The sequence below is a fragment of the Pseudonocardia sp. ICBG162 genome, from assembly GCF_020496225.1.
In the GTDB taxonomy this organism is placed as follows: domain Bacteria; phylum Actinomycetota; class Actinomycetes; order Mycobacteriales; family Pseudonocardiaceae; genus Pseudonocardia; species Pseudonocardia alni.
Genome location: NZ_JAHLJD010000005.1, coordinates 218038 through 234357, shown reverse-complemented (window position 1 = coordinate 234357; position 16320 = coordinate 218038). Strand labels below are relative to the sequence as shown.

Here is a 16320-nt window from a genome sequence, read left to right as displayed (position 1 = left end):
ACCGATTTGCGTCATCCCTGGATCCGGGAGTCCCCGCGACCTGCCCACTCCTTCTCGCGCAGCTCGAACTTCTGGACCTTGCCGGTGGAGGTCTTGGGCAGCTCGTCGACGAGCTCGACGTACTTGGGCGCCTTGTACCGGGCGATCCTCGTCTTGACGTGGTCGATGATCTCCTGGGGCTCGGCGGACCGCCCCGGCTTGAGCACGGCGAAGGCCTTGCAGACCTCGCCCCACTTCTCGTCCGGCACCCCGACGACGGCCGCCTCCAGCACCGCGTCGTGCGACACGACGGCCTGCTCGACCTCGACGGTGGAGATGTTCTCCCCACCGGAGATCACCACGTCCTTGGCGCGGTCGCGCAGCTCGACGTAGCCGTCGGGGTGCACGACGCCCAGGTCCCCGGAGTGGAACCAGCCGCCGCGGAACGCCTCGGCGGTCTTCTCGGGGTCGCGGTGGTAGCCCTTCATGACGTTGTTCCCGCGCATCACGATCTCGCCCATCGTGGCGCCGTCGCGGGGGACGTCGGCCATCTGCTCGTCGACGACCCGCACCCGGTCCGCGCACACCATGCCGACGCCCTGGCGGGCCTGGAGCCGGGCGCGTTCCTCGGCGTCGAGGTCGTCCCAGGCGTGCTGGTACTGGTTCACCGAGTACGGCCCGTAGGTCTCGGTGAGCCCGTACACGTGCACGATCCGGAACCCCATCCGCTCCATCTGCAGGATCGTGGTCGGCGACGGCGGCGCCCCCGCCGTGGTGATCACCAGCCGGTAGTCCAGGGTCACGGCCTCGGGCGCGTTCATGATCGTCGTGACGACGGTCGGGGCGCCGTTGAGATGGGTGACGCCGTGCTCGCCGATCAGCCGCCAGATGGTGTCGCCGCGCACCTCGCGCAGGCAGACGTGGGTGCCGCCGATCGCCGTCACGGCCCACGGGGTGCACCAGCCGTTGCAGTGGAACATCGGCAGCGTCCACAGGTAGACGCTGTCCGCGGTGTGCCCGGAGTGGACGATCTCGCCGAAGGAGTTCAGGTACGCACCGCGGTGGTGGTACTCGACGCCCTTCGGGTTGCCGGTCGTCCCCGAGGTGTAGTTGATCGTGATGGTGGCGCGCTCGTCGTCGACGGCCCAGGGCCGCTGGTCGTCCGAGCCGCGGGCGAGCAGGTCGGCGTAGCTGGTCCCGGAGCCGACGCCGTCGCCGGGCGCCGCCGGGTCGACGACGGTGACGATCTCGCGGACCGTGGCCAGCTCGTCGGCGACCGGGCGGACCGTCTCGTACAGGACGGCGTCGACGACCAGCACCGTGGCCGCCGAGTGGTCCAGGATGTAGCGGACCTCCTCGGTCGACAGCCGCGTGTTGATCGCGACCAGGACCGCGCCGGCGAGCGGCACCGCGAAGTGCGCGACGAGCATCTCCGGGACGTTCGGCAGCAGGTAGGCGACCCGGTCACCGGGCTCGACGCCCGACGCGGCGAGTGCGTTCGCCACCCGGGTCGCCTCCGCCGCGAACTCGGCGTAGGTGTGCCTGCGGTCGCCGTAGACGATCGCCGTGGACTCCGCGAACACCTCGGCCGAGCGGCCCAGGAAGGCCAGCGGGGTGAGCGGGGTGGTCCAGACGTCGGTCGTCGCGCCCTGTGTCACGGTCGGCTCCTTCGCAGGCGGTGCACTCGTCGCCGCGATCCTGCTCGCCGCGAGGAGTGCCCGGCAACCTGCGCCGGCTCAGTCCCGGCGCTGGGCTCAGCCCTCGATCGTGATGGCGGCCTTGGGGCAGCTCCGTGCCGCCTCCTCGACCTTCGGCCGCAGCGACTCGGCCGGGTTCTCGTCGAGGATGTAGAGGTAGTCGTCGTCGCGCACCTCGAAGACCTCCGGCGCGACACCCATGCAGACCGCGTTGCTCTCGCAGCGGTCGAAATCCACGATGACCTTCATGGCACCCATGGTGCCCCCGCCGGGACGACGCCGCAGGACTGAGGGCCCCCTGACCTGCGGTTATGCTTCCCTTCCCCGCTCGGGAAGGCCGCAGGTCAGCGGCTGTCGCGGGTCTGGGCGGCGGTCGGCAACGGCTGCGGCGCGAGGTTCGCGCGGGCCTGCACGGGCGTCGGCGGCGGGGTGGTGTGCGGTGCCCCGGTGAGGATCGCGGTCGTCGCCCGGGTGGTCACCGGGATGCTGCCGACCGAGGGCAGGCGCACCTCGTCGGGTTCGAGCATCGCGGCCACGCCGAGCAGGGCGCCGAGCACCACCGGGGCGGCCAGTGCCGCGAGTCGCAGTCGCGCCGGGTCCACGGCACACCTCCACGTCGACGACCGCGCGGGGGGATGCCGGGGAGCGGCAGCGGCCGTCGACCAACCATCGGGTCGCGGCCGTCCGCCGTTACCGCCATCGGGTGATCCGGGTCAAGCGGGGGTGCATCCGGACCACCCGATGGAGGGCGCTCACTCCCTGCGCAGCACCGGACGCAGCGTGTCCAGCACCGACGCGTCGTCGATGGTGGAGGGCACCGGCTCCTCGACGCCGTCGGCGATCCCGCGCATCGTCTTGCGCAGGATCTTGCCGGAGCGGGTCTTGGGCAGGGCCGGGACGACCGCGACGTCCTTGAGGGAGGCGACCGCGCCGATCTGGTCGCGCACCATCTGCACGAGCTCGGCGCGCAGCCCGTCCTCGTAGCCCTCCGCGTCGCTGTCGACGCCGGACTTCAGCACCACGAACCCGCGCGGGATCTGCCCCTTCATGGTGTCCGCGACGCCGATCACCGCGCACTCCGCGACGTCCGGGTGCGAGGCCAGGACCTCCTCCATCCCGCCGGTGGACAGACGGTGGCCCGCGACGTTGATGACGTCGTCGGTGCGGCCCATGACGAAGACGTAGCCGTCGGCGTCGAGGTGGCCGCCGTCGCCGGTGAGGTAGTAGCCCTCGAACGCCGACATGTAGGAGCTGACGTAGCGCTCGTCGTCGTTCCACAGGGTCGGGAACGCACCGGGCGGCAGCGGCAGCTTCGCCACGATCGCGCCGTCGACACCGGGCTCGGCCGGGTCGCCCCGCTCGTCGAGGACCTGGACGTCCCAGCCGGGCATGGCACGGGTCGGGGAGCCGGGCTTGATCTCCAGCAGCTCGATGCCCGCCGGGTTGGCCGCGATCGGCCAGCCGGTCTCGGTCTGCCACCAGTGGTCGATGACGGGGATGCCGAGCAGGTCCGAGGCCCAGCGGTGGGTCTCGGGGTCGAGGCGCTCGCCGGCGAGGAAGAGGTACTTCAGCGAGGAGACGTCGTACTGCCCGAGGAACTCGCCCTTCGGGTCCTCCTTCTTGATCGCCCGGAACGCCGTGGGCGCGGTGAAGACCGACTTCACCCCGTTCTCCTGGACGACCCGCCAGAACTGGCCGGCGTCCGGCGTGCCGACGGGCTTGCCCTCGTAGAGCACGGTCGTCGCCCCGGCCAGCAGCGGCGCGTAGACGATGTAGGAGTGGCCGACGACCCAGCCGACGTCGGACGCGGTGAAGATCGTCTCGCCGGGGCCGACGTCGTAGATGTTGGGCATCGACCAGGCCAGGGCGACGGCGTAGCCGCCCGAGTCGCGCACCACGCCCTTCGGCTTGCCGGTGGTGCCGGAGGTGTAGAGCACGTAGAGCGGGTCGGTGGCCTTCACCGGGACCGGGTCGGCGGGCGTGGCGCGGGCGACGGCCTCGGCCCAGTCGACGTCGGCCGGGCCCAGCTGCGCGGTGGCCTGCTCGCGCTGCAGGATCACCGTGGACGTGGGCTTGCGGTCCGACAGCTCGATCGCCCGGTCGAGCAGCGGCTTGTACTCGATGACGCGCTTGCCCTCGATGCCGCAGGACGCCGAGACGACGACCTTGGGCCCGGCGTCGTCGATCCGGACGGCGAGCTCCTTGGCGGCGAACCCGCCGAAGACCACCGAGTGGACGGCGCCGAGGCGGGCGCAGGCGAGCATCGCGATCGCGGCCTCGGGGACCATCGGCATGTAGACGACGACCCGGTCGCCGTGGCCGACGCCCTGGTCGCGCAGCACGCCCGCGAACAGCGCGACCTCGTCGCGCAGCTCCGCGTAGGTGTAGGAGCGCCGCGACCCGGTGACCGGCGAGTCGTACACCAGGGCCGTGCGGTCGCCGTTCCCGGCGTCGACGTGCCGGTCGAGCGCGTTGTACGCGACGTTCAGCTCCCCGTCGGGGAACCAGCGGTAGAACGGCGGGTTCGACTCGTCGAGCGCGCGGGTCGGGGCGACGTCCCAGTCGATCCCGTCGGCCGCGCGGAGCCAGAAGCCCTCACGGTCGTCCACACTGGAACGGAAGATCTCCTCGTAGGCGGTCACCGTCGTCCTCTTCCCCTGGCGATCCCGGCGGCCCACGGTGGCCGCCCCTCGTGTCGCCGACGACCCTAGGAGGTGACACCGACAGTGTGCAGCCCTCTCGTGGGCGGACCGCTCCGGAGGGACAGGCCGTTCGTCGACGACGATGCGCCGATCGTCGCAGTGTGACCGGGCAGATCCGTAACGTGATCGGGTGACGGCCCGACACAGCGCGTGGGGGACCCGTCCGATCCGCGGGCGGGCCCACGGACGAGAGGCGGTGCCGGTGCGGCCCGACGACGGTGCGGTCCGGTGGCGTGGCAGGCGGGGTCCCGCCGGTGCGGCGGTGCTCGGGACACTGCTCGCCGGGCTCGTGGCCGCGGGCTGCGCCCCGGTCCCGTCGGTCGTCCCGGCGGCGGCCGCGGCGACGACGTGCACCCCCGGCTGGACGGCCGCCTGGCACGCCGCGCAGCAGGCCGTCCCCGGCGACAGCCTCGCCGGCCGGACGCTGCGGATGGTGGTGCGGCCCGGCGCGGCGGGGGAGGAGCTGCGGCTGCGGCTGTCCAACCGGCACGGCGACGGGCCGCTGCGGATCGCGGCGATGACCGTCGGCGCCACCGGCCCGGGCGCCGCGGTGACCCGGCCGGTCCCGCTGACCGTCGGCGGTGCCCCCGTGGCCGACATCCCGGCGGGTGCCGAGGTGCTGACCGATCCCGCACCGGTCGCCGCCGCGGCGGGCGTGCCACTGACGGTGAGCCTGTTCCTCGCCGAGGTGCCGCGCACGATCGGCTCGCACCCGGTCGCGATGCGCACCGCGTGGCTGTCCGGGCCGGGGGACCGCACCGCGGCGCCGGACGCGGCGGGCTTCGACACGACCCTGCAGTCCTGGCCGGTGCTGACCGGTCTGGAGGTCCTGGCGCCCCGCCCGGACGGCGCCGTCCTCGTGATCGGGGACTCCCTCGTCGACGGCGTGGGCTCCACCCCCGGCGGCGACGACCGCTTCCCCGACCAGCTCGCCGCCCGGCTGTCCGCGGCGGGCGGCGACCGGCCGATGATCGTGCTCAACGCGGGGCTGTCGCGCAACCAGCTGCTGCAGGACGACCCGCCGGCCGGCGGTGACGCGCCGTCGACCCGCTGGGACGACGACGTGGCCGCCGTCCCCGGCGTGCGCGACGTGGTGCTGCTCGTCGGCACCAACGACCTCGCCGCCGGCGCGGCCGGCGGTGACCTCGTCGCCGGGCTGCAGGGCTTCGCCCAGCGCGCCCGCGCCGCGGGGCTGCGCGTGTTCCTCACCACCATCCCGCCGTCGGCCAGCGGCGGTCGCGCCACCCCGACGGCCGTCGCGGCCCGGGACGAGGTGAACGGCTGGCTCCGTTCGGACGGCCGCCGCTGGGCCGACGGGGTGATCGACGCGGCCGCCGCACTGGGCGACCCGGGTGACCCGCTCCGGCTCCGGCCCGACCTGGACTCCGGCGACGGGCTCCACCCGTCGCCCGCCGGGTACCGGGCGCTGGCGGCATCCGTGCCGGTCGGGGAGCTGTCCGGCAGCCCCTGCCGGGTCTCGCCGGATCGCTGAGCCGCACCCGTCCCGCGCAGCGCTGGGTGACCGGCCGTCACCCGGGAAGGGGCGTGCGGGGCCCCCGCACGATGGGTAACGTCTTGGTCACGGCCACAACACGTGGCGGTACCGACGGACACCGGCACGCGGCGCGTCCCACGGACGGGCCCGGAGCAGGTCCTGGCGGCCTACGGGGAGGCCTCGTGACCATCGGCGCGAAGCGCGGCATCGACGACGACACCAGTTCCATTCCGGCGCCGCGGAACGCGGCCGACGCCTTCAAGGTCTCCGACGACCAGGTGCAGCGCGCCCGGCTCGTCGTCGCCCGGAACTCGGACGACTCCGAAGACCTGCGCGAGCTGCTCGACATGTTGGGGCTGATCTCCGGCAACCCGGAACAGCCGCCACCCGTGGCTCGCTGACCTGCGGCGACGCCGGAACCGGGGGGTGGTTGCAGAGCCTCTCGGAGCGGTGTCGTAAGGTTTCCTCACTCCCAACGGACAGCCGTTGAGGGAAGGTCGAGGCCCCCGGGCCTGGTCCCAGCCCCCATCGTCTAGCGGCCTAGGACTCCGCCCTTTCAAGGCGGCAGCGCGGGTTCGAATCCCGTTGGGGGTACCGGGAGAGGTATCGGATACGATGCTTCTCGCGAGAGCAAGGCCCAGTGGCGCAGTTGGTTAGCGCGTCGCCCTGTCACGGCGAAGGTCGCGGGTTCGAGTCCCGTCTGGGTCGCTCCACTCTCTGGATCTCCGGTTCACCGGAGGCCGGGGCCAGGTAGCTCAGTTGGTACGAGCGTCCGCCTGAAAAGCGGAAGGTCGGCGGTTCGACCCCGCCCCTGGCCACAGTCCTGATCCCCCGCAGAGCCGGTCGGTAGCCACCGACCGGCTCTCGTGCGTTCGGGGTCCGTTCCGGTCATGATCGGCCGATGAGCACCCACCCGCACGACATCACCGTCCCTGGCCCGCCGCGGCTGGAGGAGATCTCCGACGGGCTCTACGCCTACGTCCAACCGGACGGCACCTGGTGGATCAACAACGCGGGCCTGCTCGTCGGGCCGCAGGGCGCCGTCGCCGTCGACTCCTGTTCCACCGAGCGCCGGACCCGGGCCTTCGCGGCCGCGATCGGCGAGGTCACCGACCGGCCGGTCCGCACGCTGGTCAACACCCACCACCACGGCGACCACACCTGGGGCAACGCCCTGTTCTCCGGCGCGACGGTCGTCGCACACGAGCGGGCACGCACGGAGATGATCGCCTTCGGCCCGCCCCGGGATCTGCCGTTCTGGGACCACGGCGACTGGGGCTCGCTCCCGCTGGACCCGCCGTTCCTCACCTTCACCGACCGCATCGCGCTGCACCTGGGGGACCTGCGGGCCGACGTCCTCCACGTCGGGACGCCCGCTCACACCACCAACGACGTCCTCGTGCACGTGCCCGACCGGTCGGTCCTCTACTGCGGGGACCTGGTCTTCAACGGCGGCACGCCGTTCCTGCTGATGGGCTCGGTGACCGGCGCGATCGACGTCCTGGAGCAGGTGGTGCTCCCGCTCGGGGCCGCGACGACGGTGCCCGGCCACGGGCCGGTGTTCCAGGGCGACGGGCCGGTCCGGGACACGCTCGACTACCTGCGGTTCGTCCTCGACCTGGCCGAGCGCGCCCGCGACGCCGGCATCCGCCCGCTGGAGGCCGCCCGCGACACCGACCTCGGCCGGTTCACCGACTGGCCGGACGCCGAGCGCATCGTCGGGAACCTGCACCGCGCCTACGCCGAACTCGACGGCGCCGAGCGCGGCGCCCCGATCGACATCATGGCCGCGCTCGCCGAGATGGTCGAGTACAACGGCGGGCGCCCGCTCACCTGCCTGGCGTGAGCACCGGTCGTCGCTCCCGCAGCGCGACGACGGCACCGGCCACCACCAGGACCGTCAGCATCCCGGCGGCGGCGACGGTGAACGCGTCCGGGGAGACGAGCGGCTGTCCCCGCAGGGCCTGCCAGGTCAGCAGGGCGAGCAGGCCGGTGTAGCCGGCGGCGGCCGTCGTCATCAGGTCGCGGCGCACCCGTGGGTCGGCCAGCCGGGCCACCCGCCAGGCGGTCAGCTCGAACGCGATCAGCAGCAGTGGCAGCAGCTGCAGCGCGTGCATCCCGACGAAGTGCGGGACGCGCAGGTCACCGCCCAGCGTGCTCCACCCGACCAGCGGCAGGCCCGGGCCGCCGTCGGGGACGCCGACGGTGTGCGCTCCGGCGATCCCGCGGAAGTCGGCGAGCTGGCCCGGGGTCGGTGAGGTCATCAGGAAGCCGAGCGCCATCCCGACCAGCGCGAGCACCGCCCCGGCGCGGATCGCGACGGTGCGGGCGGGGTCGAGGTCGCGCACCGCGAACAGGCCGGCGGCGACCCACAACGTCGCCAGCCAGGCGAGGACGATCGAGATCCCCATGGTGGCCCACAGGCCGGTGTCGAGCGGCGAGGTGTAGTTGAAGTGGCTGGTCGTGCCCCGCCCGGCCTGGACGGCGATGACGACCATCTCCACCGCGAGGGCCACCGCCGCGACCGTGCCCGCGAGGAACGCGCCACGGGTCCGGCCGCGCCTGGAACGCAGCTGGTCGTACAGCCAGGCCCAGGTCACGCAGAAGATCGCGATGGAGACGGCGAACTTGGTGGGCTTGAGCCATACCGGCGCGCCGAGCACCTCGCGCGGGTCGACGAGGGTGCCCAGGACGCCGAGCGGCACGGCCGCGGCGCAGGCGAGACCGACGACCATCAACGGACGGTGCCACGCGACGATGCCCCTCATGCGGATACCGTAACTATCGGATACTCGTACTGTCCATGTGGATCAGGTGGAACCGAGTGCGGCCCGCGTCCGTTGTCCACCCGTGTCCGTGATCGTCGACCGAGCCCTGCGTACCGCCGTCACCGTGCTGCCGCGGCGGTGGCGGACCGACCGGCGCTCCGCCCTGGTCGGGCTGACCGCGCTGCGCCCGCACCTCGGCGTCGCAGGACTGGGGGTCGCGGGTCTCCTGCGGCTCGCCGGGCTGCGCCGCACCGCGACGGCGGTGGGGCTGGCCGGCGCCGCCGCCGCCGCTCCCGCGCTGCGACGGGTGCTGCCGCGCCCGGCCGGGCCGCTGCCGGACGGGCCCGAGCTGACCGTGCTCGTCGCGAACGTGCTGCTGGGGCGGGCCGACACCGGTGCGCTCGCCGCGACGGTGACCCGGGAGCGGCCGGACGTCGTCGTGCTGCCCGAGGCGGGCGTCGCCTACCTCGACCGGCTCCTGCCCCTGCTCGACGGCTACCGCGGCTGGTCCTCGGTCCCGCCCGGCGTCCCGGACCAGCGCGGCACGGTGGTGCTGGTCGCGCCGCGGGCCGGGGACGTCGACGTCCGGCCAGGGCAGGGGATGCGGTTGCCGCACCTGGAGGTCACCGGCGGGCTGCTCGGTGCCCGGACGTTGTACGCGGTGCACACCTCCGCGCCGACGAACCCGCGGTGGACCGAGCTGTGGACCGGTGAGCTCGCGCTGATCGGGGAGTGGACCCGCGCCGGGCCGGCGCCGGTCGTGGCCGGTGACCTCAACGCCGTCGTCGACCACCGGCGGCTGCGCGACGCGTCCGGGGGCTGCGTCGACGCCACCGACGGCACCGGGCGGGGGCTCGTGGCGACCTTCCCGTCGTCGCTGCCGCGCTGGGCCGGGATCCGCATCGACCACGTCCTCGTGCCCCGCGGGTCGGTGACCCGCCGCCACGTCGTCCTCGAGACCCCGGGCAGCGACCACCGCGCGGTGCTGGTGACGGTGCGGCTGCCGGGGACTCAGGGTCCGGCGCGGTAGAGCCGCGCGGAGCGGCTCTCCTGGGCGATCCGGCGCAGGGCCGCGAGCAGGGCGTCGCCGAGGACGGTGCCGACCAGTGCGGTCTCCGCGGCCTCCTCGCGGTCGGCGGTCCGCCCGATCGCGGCCAGGTCACCCTCCGCGGCGCGGTCGGCGGCCTCGGCCCACGCCCGCAGGGTCTCCTCGCCGGGTCCCCAGCCCAGCTCGTGCATCCGGGCCAGCACCGACCGGGCCCCGGCCAGGGCGGGCGCGTCCTTCTCGACCTGCCAGCCCACGTGGGCCATGGCTCCGGCCAGGTCGGCCTCCGCCTCGTCGAGCGAGCCGGACGCGCCGACGTCACCGGTGATCGCGTACACCGTCCGGCCGAGCATGTCGTGCAGGCCGACCGCGGGGTCGTCGACGGCCGACAGCACCTCGCGGACGGTGGCGATCGGCAGCCCGCCGACCTCGACGAGCGCCCGGATCAGGCGCAGCCGGCGGACGTGCGCGTCGTCGTAGCGGGCCTGGTTCGGTGACGTCGTCTCGCCGCGGGGCAGCAGGCCCTCGCGCAGGTAGTACTTGATCGTCGCGACGGGGACACCGGACGACCGGGACAGATCCGAGACTCGCACATCGGAGACTCTAGCTATCCGTTTCGGCCCGGGGCTCCGACAGCCCGTCGACGATGCCGAAGGTCACCGCCTCCGCCGCCGACAGCCAGCGGTCCCGGGCGTCGTCGGGCAGCGGGGCGCCGCAGTACGCCGCGGTCAGCGACTCGATCTCGCGGCGGCGTCCGGCGAGGTGGTCGGCCCGGACCCGCACGTCGCCGGGGTGCGAGCCGCGGACCGGGCCGTCGGCGGTGGGCAGGAACGCGGCGTGCGCGCGGGCGAGCCGCTTGCCCGGCGTCCCCGACGCGACGAGGAACGGCACCGGGCCCGCGAGCGATCCCGCGGCGACGGTCGCGACGTCGACTCCGAGCGTGCGGATCGTGTCGTGCACCGCCATTGCGGCGACCGGGGAGCCGCCGGGCGCCAGGACGTGCAGGGTGATGTCGCGGCGCGGGTCCTCCGCGGCCAGCAGCAGCAGGCGCGCGCAGGTCTCGGCGGCGACGTCGTCGTCGAGCTCGCGGGCGAGCAGCACGATCCGCTCGCCGAGCAGGCGGTCGGCGGGGTCGGACGGGGTGGACAGGACGGGCATCGGATCTCCGCTCCTCGGGTGCCCGTCCGACGCTAGAGCCGGGACGGACCGCCCGACCTGCGGTTACGCCGACGGCGGACGGGGTTCGCCCTCGGCGGAGGTCGGGTCGGTGCCCGCGGTCGCGACCCGGCGCAGCAGCGTCCGGAGCGCGCCCTGCTCGTCCGGCGAGAGCGGCGCCAGGATGTGGGCCTCGGCGGCGCGCAGCCGCGTCTCGGTCTCGCAGAGCAGCGCCCGGCCGGCCGTGGTGAGCACGATCCGGCGGGCCCGCCGGTCGTTCGGGTCGGGGTGCCGCTCGATCAGTCCCGCCTCCTGGACCTTGTCCAGCAGGTAGGTCATCACGGTGCGGTCCACGCCGAGCTTGCGGGCGAGTGCGAGCTGGGTGGGCGGATCGTCCCCGGCCGCGGCGGCGAGCACCTGGAAACCGCGCTGACCGCCGGGCAGCGTGCCGACGACGCACTGCACCGCCGTGGCGTGGTCGCGCGCCACCCGGGTCAACGCCCACGCCAGGTCGCACTCGACGCTCTGCGGGGCGGACGGACCGGACATCGTCACAGGATACGTGCTTGCCAAGGTCTTCTCCCGTGCAGATACTCTGTTCAACAGAACATCTTCACTTCAGATCGACCGGGAGGTCACCGTGTCCCTGTTCCGACTCGACGCGAGCATCCGCACCGAGGGCTCCGTCAGCCGCGAGATCGCCGACGAGGTCGAGCGCGCCTACCTCGACGCGCGGCCGGGGGCCGAGGTCGTCCGCCGTGACCTGGGCACCGCCCCGCTGCCCGCCGACCTGTGGACCACCGCGGTCGCGGCCGGGTACGTGGCCGAGGCCGACCGCACCCCGGAGCAGCGCGGGGCCCTCGCGCGCATCGCGGAGCTGGCCGACGAGGTGCTGGCCGCGGACGCCGTCGTCATCGGGTCGCCGCTCTACAACTTCGGCATCGCCGCGCACCTGAAGACCTGGGTCGACGCCCTGATCACCGACACCCGGTTCGCGCCGGGCAGCACGCCCCTCGCCGGCCGCCCGGTCGTGCTCGTCGTCTCCCGGGGCGGCGGCTACGGGCCGGGCACCCCGCGCGAGGGCTGGGACCACGGCTCCGGCTGGATCACCCGCATCCTGCGCGACGTCTGGGGTGCCGACGTGACCGTCGTGGAGACGGAGCTGACCCTGGCCGACGTGGTGCCCGCGATGAGCGAGCTGCGCCCGCTGGCCGCGGAGAAGCGCGAGCGCGCCCGCGTCGACGCCCGGACGGCGGGAGAGCGGGTCGCCGCGGTGACGCCGGCGGCGTGAGGACCGGTCAGGGGGCGGCGCGCAGCGCGGCGAGCCGCTCCCGGGCGTAGCCGGGTTCGACGGTCCAGCAGGCGGAGACCTCCCACGCGTCGACGGCGCGGCGGACCTCGCGGGCCGCCCCGGGCCCACCGTCGAGGTCGAGCGCCGTCCGGTCCACCCGGCACTCGTCCCAGTCGAGCAGGCCCGGACGTCCGTCCAGGACCCGGATGTTGCCCGGGCCGGGGTCGCCGTGGACGACGGCGACCGGACCGTCCAGCACGGCCCAGGCGGCCCGGCACTCCGCGACGTCGGACGGCATCGCGGTCAGGTCCACGTCCCCGCCCCGGACGGCGCCCGCGAGCAGCTCGATCGTGCCCACGAACCCCGGCCGCTGGTGCCGCCCCGAGGTGAGGGCGTGCAGCCGGTGCAGCTCGGCGGCGACGGTCGCCTCGTCGCCCGGCCCGGGCGGGTCGCCGTCGAGCCAGGTCCGGACGACGACCGCCCCGCACCGCCGTCGCCCGTCACCGGTCGGGACGACCTCGGGTACGCGGAAACCGTGGGCCCGCAGCTCGCCGGTCAGGTCGAGCTCCCAGTCCAGCGCCGCGGGCGTCCGCCCGCTGCGGTGGACCACCAGCCGTCGGCTCCCGTCGGTCGCCGCCCAGACCGCGCCGCGGTGCCCGCCGCCGAGCCGGGCCGTGATGCGCAGCCCCGGCCAGGCGGCGAGTCCGGGCGGCGTCAGCCCGCCTTCGGCTCCCACAGCTCCGGCCGGTCGGCCAGCTTCAGCGGCAGCCCGAAGTAGCCGAACAGCTCGGTATTGAGGAAGATGCTCAGCCCGGTGACGGCCCCGTCCTCGATCCGCAGGGCGGTGATGCCCCAGGCCTCGAACTCCCCGTTCGGCCCGGACGGCTTCCACTGGGCGAAGCCGACCGTCCCGTTGATCTCCACCGGAGCCACCCGCGACCCGCGGCAGCCCTGCCCGGGGCCGGTCGCCATCCAGGCGATGACGTCGTCCCGGCCGCGGAACCAGAGCTCCAGCGGGGGCATGTTCTGCTCGACGTCCTCGTGGAGCAGCGCGGTCAGCGCCTCCATGTCGAACGCCTCGAACGCCGCCATGTAGCGCATCAGCAGCGCGGTCTGGGCCGGGTCCATCGCCGGGGACGTCTGCGGTGCGGCCTCGGAGATCCCCTGCTCGTTCAGGGTGGCGCGGGCGCGCTGCAGGGCGCTGTTGACCGAGGCGACCGAGGTGTCCAGCAGCTCGGCGACCTCGGCGGCCTTCCAGCACAGGACCTCGCGCAGGATCAGCACGGCGCGCTGGCGGGCCGGCAGGTGCTGCAGCGCCGCGATGAACGCGAGCCGGATCGTCTCCTTCGCGACGGCCTTGTCCGCCGGGTCCCCCGCCGGCGTCGACACCCGGGCGTCGGGCATCGGCTCGAGCCACTCGGCATCGGGCAGCGGCTCGCGCAGCGACTCGGCGACCGGTGCGCCGGGGCCGCCGATGTCCATCGGGACGGCGCGGCGCTTGCGCCCGTTCAGCGCGTCGATGCAGACGTTGGTGGCGATGCGGTACAGCCAGGACCGCAGCGAGGAGCGGCCGTCGAACTTCGCGACGCCCTTCCAGGCCCGGACCATCGTGTCCTGCACCGCGTCCTCGGCCTCGAAGGCCGAGCCGAGCATCCGGTAGCAGTAGCCGGTCAGCTCGCGCCGGTGGTCCTCGAGGCGTTCCTCGGGTGGCCGCTCGTCCACGGTGGTGTCGGCGGCCCGTGCGGGTGCGCTCATGGTTCCCCCTCGACGTACCCGTCCGGGTGGGTCCCGGTCCGTCTGGCCGCGAGTGTGCCGCGCAACACCGACAAAGTGGAGGGCCCGCGCGACGAACGGCCGCCGAACAGGGGCGACGTGCGCCGACGCGCCGACCGCGACGTGGGATGATCGGGGCCGACGGCGTTCCGCTCGACCCTCCCGGTCCGCCGGTCGCAGGCACGACGGAGGAGTCGGGGAGCACGGCGGGGCGACGATGTCAGCGGTGACCGAGAACGACGGGACCGGGAGTACCGGCGGGGGCGGGGCGCGCCGCGCCGGTCGTCGCCCGGTCACCTCCCGCTCGGAGATCGAGCACATCGCGCTGGAGATGTTCAGCGACCAGGGGTTCGAGCACACGACCGTCGACGACGTCGCGCACGCCGCGGGGATCGGGCGTCGCACGTTCTTCCGGTACTTCGCCTCCAAGAACGACATCGCCTGGGGCGCCTTCGACGAGCAGCTGGTGCGGATGCGCGCGGTGCTCGCGGCCCAGCCGTCGGACCTGCCGACGCTGGAGGGGGTCCGGCGGGCGGTGCTGGAGTTCAACCACGTCGAGCCGGACGAGCAGCCCTGGCACCGGCGCCGGCTGCGGCTGATCCTGCAGACCCCGGCGCTGCAGGCGCACTCGACGCTGCGCTACGCCTCGTGGCGGGAGGTCGTGGCCGACCACGTTGCCGAGCGTCGTGGTGAGGACTCCTCGGAGCTCGTCCCGCAGAGCGTCGGGCACGCCTGCCTGGGCGTGTGCATCGCGGCCTACGAGCGCTGGCTGGCCGACGACGGCTCCGAGCTCGCCGACCTGCTCGACGAGGTGCTGCGGGCGTTGCAACGGGGCTGGGCGACCGAGCTCCCCTGAGACGCGCCGCGACGGCGCCCCGGTGCGGGACGCCGTCGCGTGGCGGTGCCTGCGTCGCAGGTCAGCGGGTGGTGCCGAACAGCCGCTCCCAGAGGCTCGGGCGGGTCGGGGCGGTGCGCTCCGGCGCGTCCTGGGTCCGGGCGTCGGCCGGGGCCTGCGGAGCGGCGGTGCCGTCCGGGGCGGTGGCGACGGCCGGGGCACCCGGCGCCGCCGGGGCCGCGGGCACGGCGGGAGCGGCCGGGGCACCCGGAGCCGCGGGGGCACCGGGAGCAGCCGGAGCGCCCGGAACGGCCGGGGCCTCCGGAGCGGTGGGCGCACCCGGGACGGCGGGGACCGCCGGCGCCGCGGGAGCACCCGGGACGGCCGGGGCCGCAGGCGCCTGGGGGAGGGCCGGGGGCTGGGGGGCCGCCGGGGCCTGCGGGGCGGCCGGCGCCTGCGGAACGCCCGGAGCGCCCGGGACGGCCGGGGGCTCGGGGGCCTGGCGGGCCGCGGTGTCCGAGGTGACGGCGACGGCCGGGGTCACCGAGGCGGCCGGGGCGGCCGGCGCCGCGGGGGCGACCGGGGCGGCGGGCGCCGCGGGGGCGATCTGCGCCACCGGGGCGGCCGGGGCCGCGGGCAGGGCGGGCGCGGCTGGCGTCCCCGGGACGGCGGGGGTGGCCGGCACCGCGGGAGCGGCGGGGGCCGCGGGCACGGCCGGAGCGGCGGGCGCAGCCGGTACGGCGGGCGCGGCCGGAGCACCCGGCACGGCCGGGGCCGCCGGCGCACCCGGAACGGCCGGGGCGGCGGGAACCTGCGGCGCGGCCGGCGCGCCGGGGACGGCCGGAGCAGCCGGGGCGCCCGGAGCCGCGGGAACGCCCGGGGCGGCCGGGGTCGGCACGTCCTGGACGGGGACGGTGGTGTCGGCGGGCGTCGCCGGGGCGGTCGCCGCGCCGTTCCCGAAGAGCGTGTCGAACAGCCGGTCCAGCGGGCCGTCGGACGCCGCGGTGGGCGCGTGGGTGACGGTCGCGGCCGGGGCGGCCGGGGTGGAGGCACGAACGGGCTCGGCCGCGCCGGCCACGCCGGCGCCGTACACACCCAGGGTGCCGATCATGAGGGTCAGGGCGACGGAAGTGGTGACTCGGGATCGCACGGTCTCTCCAGTTCGCTGTGCTGCTGCACGGGGTGACGGACGGCGCTGAGCTTGCGGTCACCGGGCGTCGTCCACCAGTGCCCCGATCGTGGCCACACGAGTCACAGGGGTCCCACCGGTCACGGTGTGAGCGGATCGCACCGCAACGCACCCGGAACGGGCGACCCCGTCCGGGGGCCTGCGGGGCCGTGGAGCGAGTGCGGGCCGCCGTCGCCACCCGAACCGGGGAGGACGTGCGCCCGGCGCTCACCCGACGGCGTGGAACACGTCCCGCGCTCACCCGTTCGGGACGGTGATGACCGCCCGTCGCCGATCGACGGCCCGGATCTCACGCGGCGTGATCGTCCCCGGAGTGGTGCGACGGGCGGTCGTCGCCGCGGAACGGGCCCGTGCGGGGGCGTCGAGTGAGGACGGTCGACGTGCCGGCGAG

Annotated in this window: 17 protein-coding genes and 3 tRNA genes; 9 read left to right on the top strand and 11 right to left on the bottom strand. The window is 74.9% G+C overall.

Annotation, left to right across the window (positions count from 1 at the left end; genetic code table 11):
• Positions 1-11: 11 nt before the first annotated feature.
• From KPL60_RS01535 to KPL60_RS01520, 4 genes are all read right to left on the bottom strand, one after another.
• The gene (locus KPL60_RS01535) at positions 12-1637 is read right to left on the bottom strand and encodes an acyl--CoA ligase family protein (RefSeq protein WP_226364638.1); all 1626 of its coding nucleotides are present in this window, start codon (positions 1635-1637) and stop codon (positions 12-14) included.
• Positions 1638-1733: 96 nt separating this feature from the next.
• Complete coding sequence (locus tag KPL60_RS01530; protein ID WP_062399810.1) at positions 1734-1925, bottom strand: ferredoxin; 192 nt, start codon at positions 1923-1925, stop codon at positions 1734-1736.
• A 95-nt stretch (positions 1926-2020) separates the two neighbouring features.
• Positions 2021-2278: a hypothetical protein gene (locus KPL60_RS01525; RefSeq protein WP_226354917.1), complete on the bottom strand. Its 258-nt coding sequence runs from the start codon at positions 2276-2278 to the stop codon at positions 2021-2023.
• 150 nt (positions 2279-2428) lie between these two features.
• Positions 2429-4318: a propionyl-CoA synthetase gene (locus KPL60_RS01520; RefSeq protein WP_226354918.1), complete on the bottom strand. Its 1890-nt coding sequence runs from the start codon at positions 4316-4318 to the stop codon at positions 2429-2431.
• A gap of 262 nt (positions 4319-4580) precedes the next feature.
• Here KPL60_RS01520 and KPL60_RS34415 point away from each other — a divergent pair, with 262 nt between their 5' ends.
• The 6 genes from KPL60_RS34415 (at position 4581) to KPL60_RS01490 (ending at position 7719) form a co-directional block, all read left to right on the top strand.
• Positions 4581-5870, top strand: a complete 1290-nt coding sequence (locus KPL60_RS34415; protein ID WP_226364637.1) for a GDSL-type esterase/lipase family protein — start codon at positions 4581-4583, stop codon at positions 5868-5870.
• A 185-nt stretch (positions 5871-6055) separates the two neighbouring features.
• Positions 6056-6274 carry a hypothetical protein gene (locus tag KPL60_RS01510; protein ID WP_062399816.1) on the top strand — a complete coding sequence of 73 codons (219 nt, stop codon included), beginning with the start codon at positions 6056-6058 and terminating at the stop codon, positions 6272-6274.
• Between the two features lie 120 nt (positions 6275-6394).
• A tRNA-Glu gene (locus KPL60_RS01505) sits at positions 6395-6467 on the top strand.
• A gap of 40 nt (positions 6468-6507) precedes the next feature.
• A tRNA-Asp gene (locus KPL60_RS01500) sits at positions 6508-6581 on the top strand.
• Positions 6582-6617: 36 nt separating this feature from the next.
• A tRNA-Phe gene (locus tag KPL60_RS01495) sits at positions 6618-6691 on the top strand.
• 83 nt (positions 6692-6774) lie between these two features.
• Positions 6775-7719 carry an MBL fold metallo-hydrolase gene (locus KPL60_RS01490; RefSeq protein WP_226364636.1) on the top strand — a complete coding sequence of 315 codons (945 nt, stop codon included), beginning with the start codon at positions 6775-6777 and terminating at the stop codon, positions 7717-7719.
• Here the strand turns inward: KPL60_RS01490 and KPL60_RS01485 are convergent.
• Entirely contained in the window at positions 7703-8641 is a 939-nt protein-coding gene (locus KPL60_RS01485) for a hypothetical protein (protein WP_226354921.1), read from the bottom strand. The two genes, KPL60_RS01490 and KPL60_RS01485, sit on opposite strands and share 17 nt — an antisense overlap.
• Positions 8642-8729: 88 nt before the next feature.
• Here KPL60_RS01485 and KPL60_RS01480 point away from each other — a divergent pair, with 88 nt between their 5' ends.
• Positions 8730-9671, top strand: a complete 942-nt coding sequence (locus KPL60_RS01480; RefSeq protein ID WP_226364635.1) for an endonuclease/exonuclease/phosphatase family protein — start codon at positions 8730-8732, stop codon at positions 9669-9671.
• On the opposite strand, the gene KPL60_RS01475 is transcribed toward KPL60_RS01480, so the two are convergent.
• The 3 genes from KPL60_RS01475 to KPL60_RS01465 all read right to left on the bottom strand — a co-directional run bounded on the left by KPL60_RS01475 (position 9653) and on the right by KPL60_RS01465 (position 11390).
• On the bottom strand, positions 9653-10279 hold the full coding sequence (locus KPL60_RS01475) for a MerR family transcriptional regulator (RefSeq protein ID WP_226354923.1): 627 nt from the start codon (positions 10277-10279) through the stop codon (positions 9653-9655). The two genes, KPL60_RS01480 and KPL60_RS01475, sit on opposite strands and share 19 nt — an antisense overlap.
• 10 nt (positions 10280-10289) lie before the next feature.
• Positions 10290-10844, bottom strand: a complete 555-nt coding sequence (locus tag KPL60_RS01470; RefSeq protein WP_226364634.1) for an ATP-dependent Clp protease proteolytic subunit — start codon at positions 10842-10844, stop codon at positions 10290-10292.
• Between the two features lie 63 nt (positions 10845-10907).
• On the bottom strand, positions 10908-11390 hold the full coding sequence (locus KPL60_RS01465; RefSeq protein ID WP_226354925.1) for a MarR family winged helix-turn-helix transcriptional regulator: 483 nt from the start codon (positions 11388-11390) through the stop codon (positions 10908-10910).
• A gap of 91 nt (positions 11391-11481) precedes the next feature.
• Here KPL60_RS01465 and KPL60_RS01460 point away from each other — a divergent pair, with 91 nt between their 5' ends.
• The gene (locus KPL60_RS01460; protein ID WP_226364633.1) at positions 11482-12132 is read left to right on the top strand and encodes an FMN-dependent NADH-azoreductase; all 651 of its coding nucleotides are present in this window, start codon (positions 11482-11484) and stop codon (positions 12130-12132) included.
• A 7-nt stretch (positions 12133-12139) separates the two neighbouring features.
• Here KPL60_RS01460 and KPL60_RS01455 read toward each other — a convergent pair whose 3' ends face one another.
• Both KPL60_RS01455 and KPL60_RS01450 read right to left on the bottom strand, forming a co-directional pair.
• Positions 12140-12868 carry a phosphotransferase enzyme family protein gene (locus KPL60_RS01455; RefSeq protein WP_226364632.1) on the bottom strand — a complete coding sequence of 243 codons (729 nt, stop codon included), beginning with the start codon at positions 12866-12868 and terminating at the stop codon, positions 12140-12142.
• Positions 12847-13887, bottom strand: coding sequence for a sigma-70 family RNA polymerase sigma factor (locus KPL60_RS01450; RefSeq protein ID WP_226364631.1), 1041 nt, complete (start codon positions 13885-13887; stop codon positions 12847-12849). Before KPL60_RS01450 ends, KPL60_RS01455 begins: the two co-directional genes overlap by 22 nt.
• A gap of 235 nt (positions 13888-14122) precedes the next feature.
• Here KPL60_RS01450 and mftR point away from each other — a divergent pair, with 235 nt between their 5' ends.
• A complete protein-coding gene (mftR, locus tag KPL60_RS01445; protein WP_226354929.1) occupies positions 14123-14761 on the top strand; it encodes a mycofactocin system transcriptional regulator in 639 nt (212 codons plus the stop codon).
• 61 nt (positions 14762-14822) lie between these two features.
• Here mftR and KPL60_RS01440 read toward each other — a convergent pair whose 3' ends face one another.
• Positions 14823-15851, bottom strand: coding sequence for a hypothetical protein (locus KPL60_RS01440; RefSeq protein WP_226364630.1), 1029 nt, complete (start codon positions 15849-15851; stop codon positions 14823-14825).
• Between the last annotated feature and the right edge of the window lie 469 nt (positions 15852-16320).

Bases quoted from the DNA above. Each gene is read 5' to 3' on its own strand.
- KPL60_RS01440 (WP_226364630.1), bottom strand. From the start codon at position 15,851: ATGATCGGCACCCTGGGTGTGTACGGCGCCGGCGTGGCCGGCGCGGCC.
- KPL60_RS01490 (WP_226364636.1), top strand. From the start codon at position 6,775: ATGAGCACCCACCCGCACGACATCACCGTCCCTGGCCCGCCGCGGCTG.
- KPL60_RS01450 (WP_226364631.1), bottom strand. From the start codon at position 13,887: ATGAGCGCACCCGCACGGGCCGCCGACACCACCGTGGACGAGCGGCCA.
- mftR (WP_226354929.1), top strand. From the start codon at position 14,123: ATGTCAGCGGTGACCGAGAACGACGGGACCGGGAGTACCGGCGGGGGC.
- KPL60_RS01465 (WP_226354925.1), bottom strand. From the start codon at position 11,390: ATGTCCGGTCCGTCCGCCCCGCAGAGCGTCGAGTGCGACCTGGCGTGG.
- KPL60_RS01485 (WP_226354921.1), bottom strand. From the start codon at position 8,641: ATGAGGGGCATCGTCGCGTGGCACCGTCCGTTGATGGTCGTCGGTCTC.
- KPL60_RS01470 (WP_226364634.1), bottom strand. From the start codon at position 10,844: ATGCCCGTCCTGTCCACCCCGTCCGACCCCGCCGACCGCCTGCTCGGC.
- KPL60_RS01530 (WP_062399810.1), bottom strand. From the start codon at position 1,925: ATGAAGGTCATCGTGGATTTCGACCGCTGCGAGAGCAACGCGGTCTGC.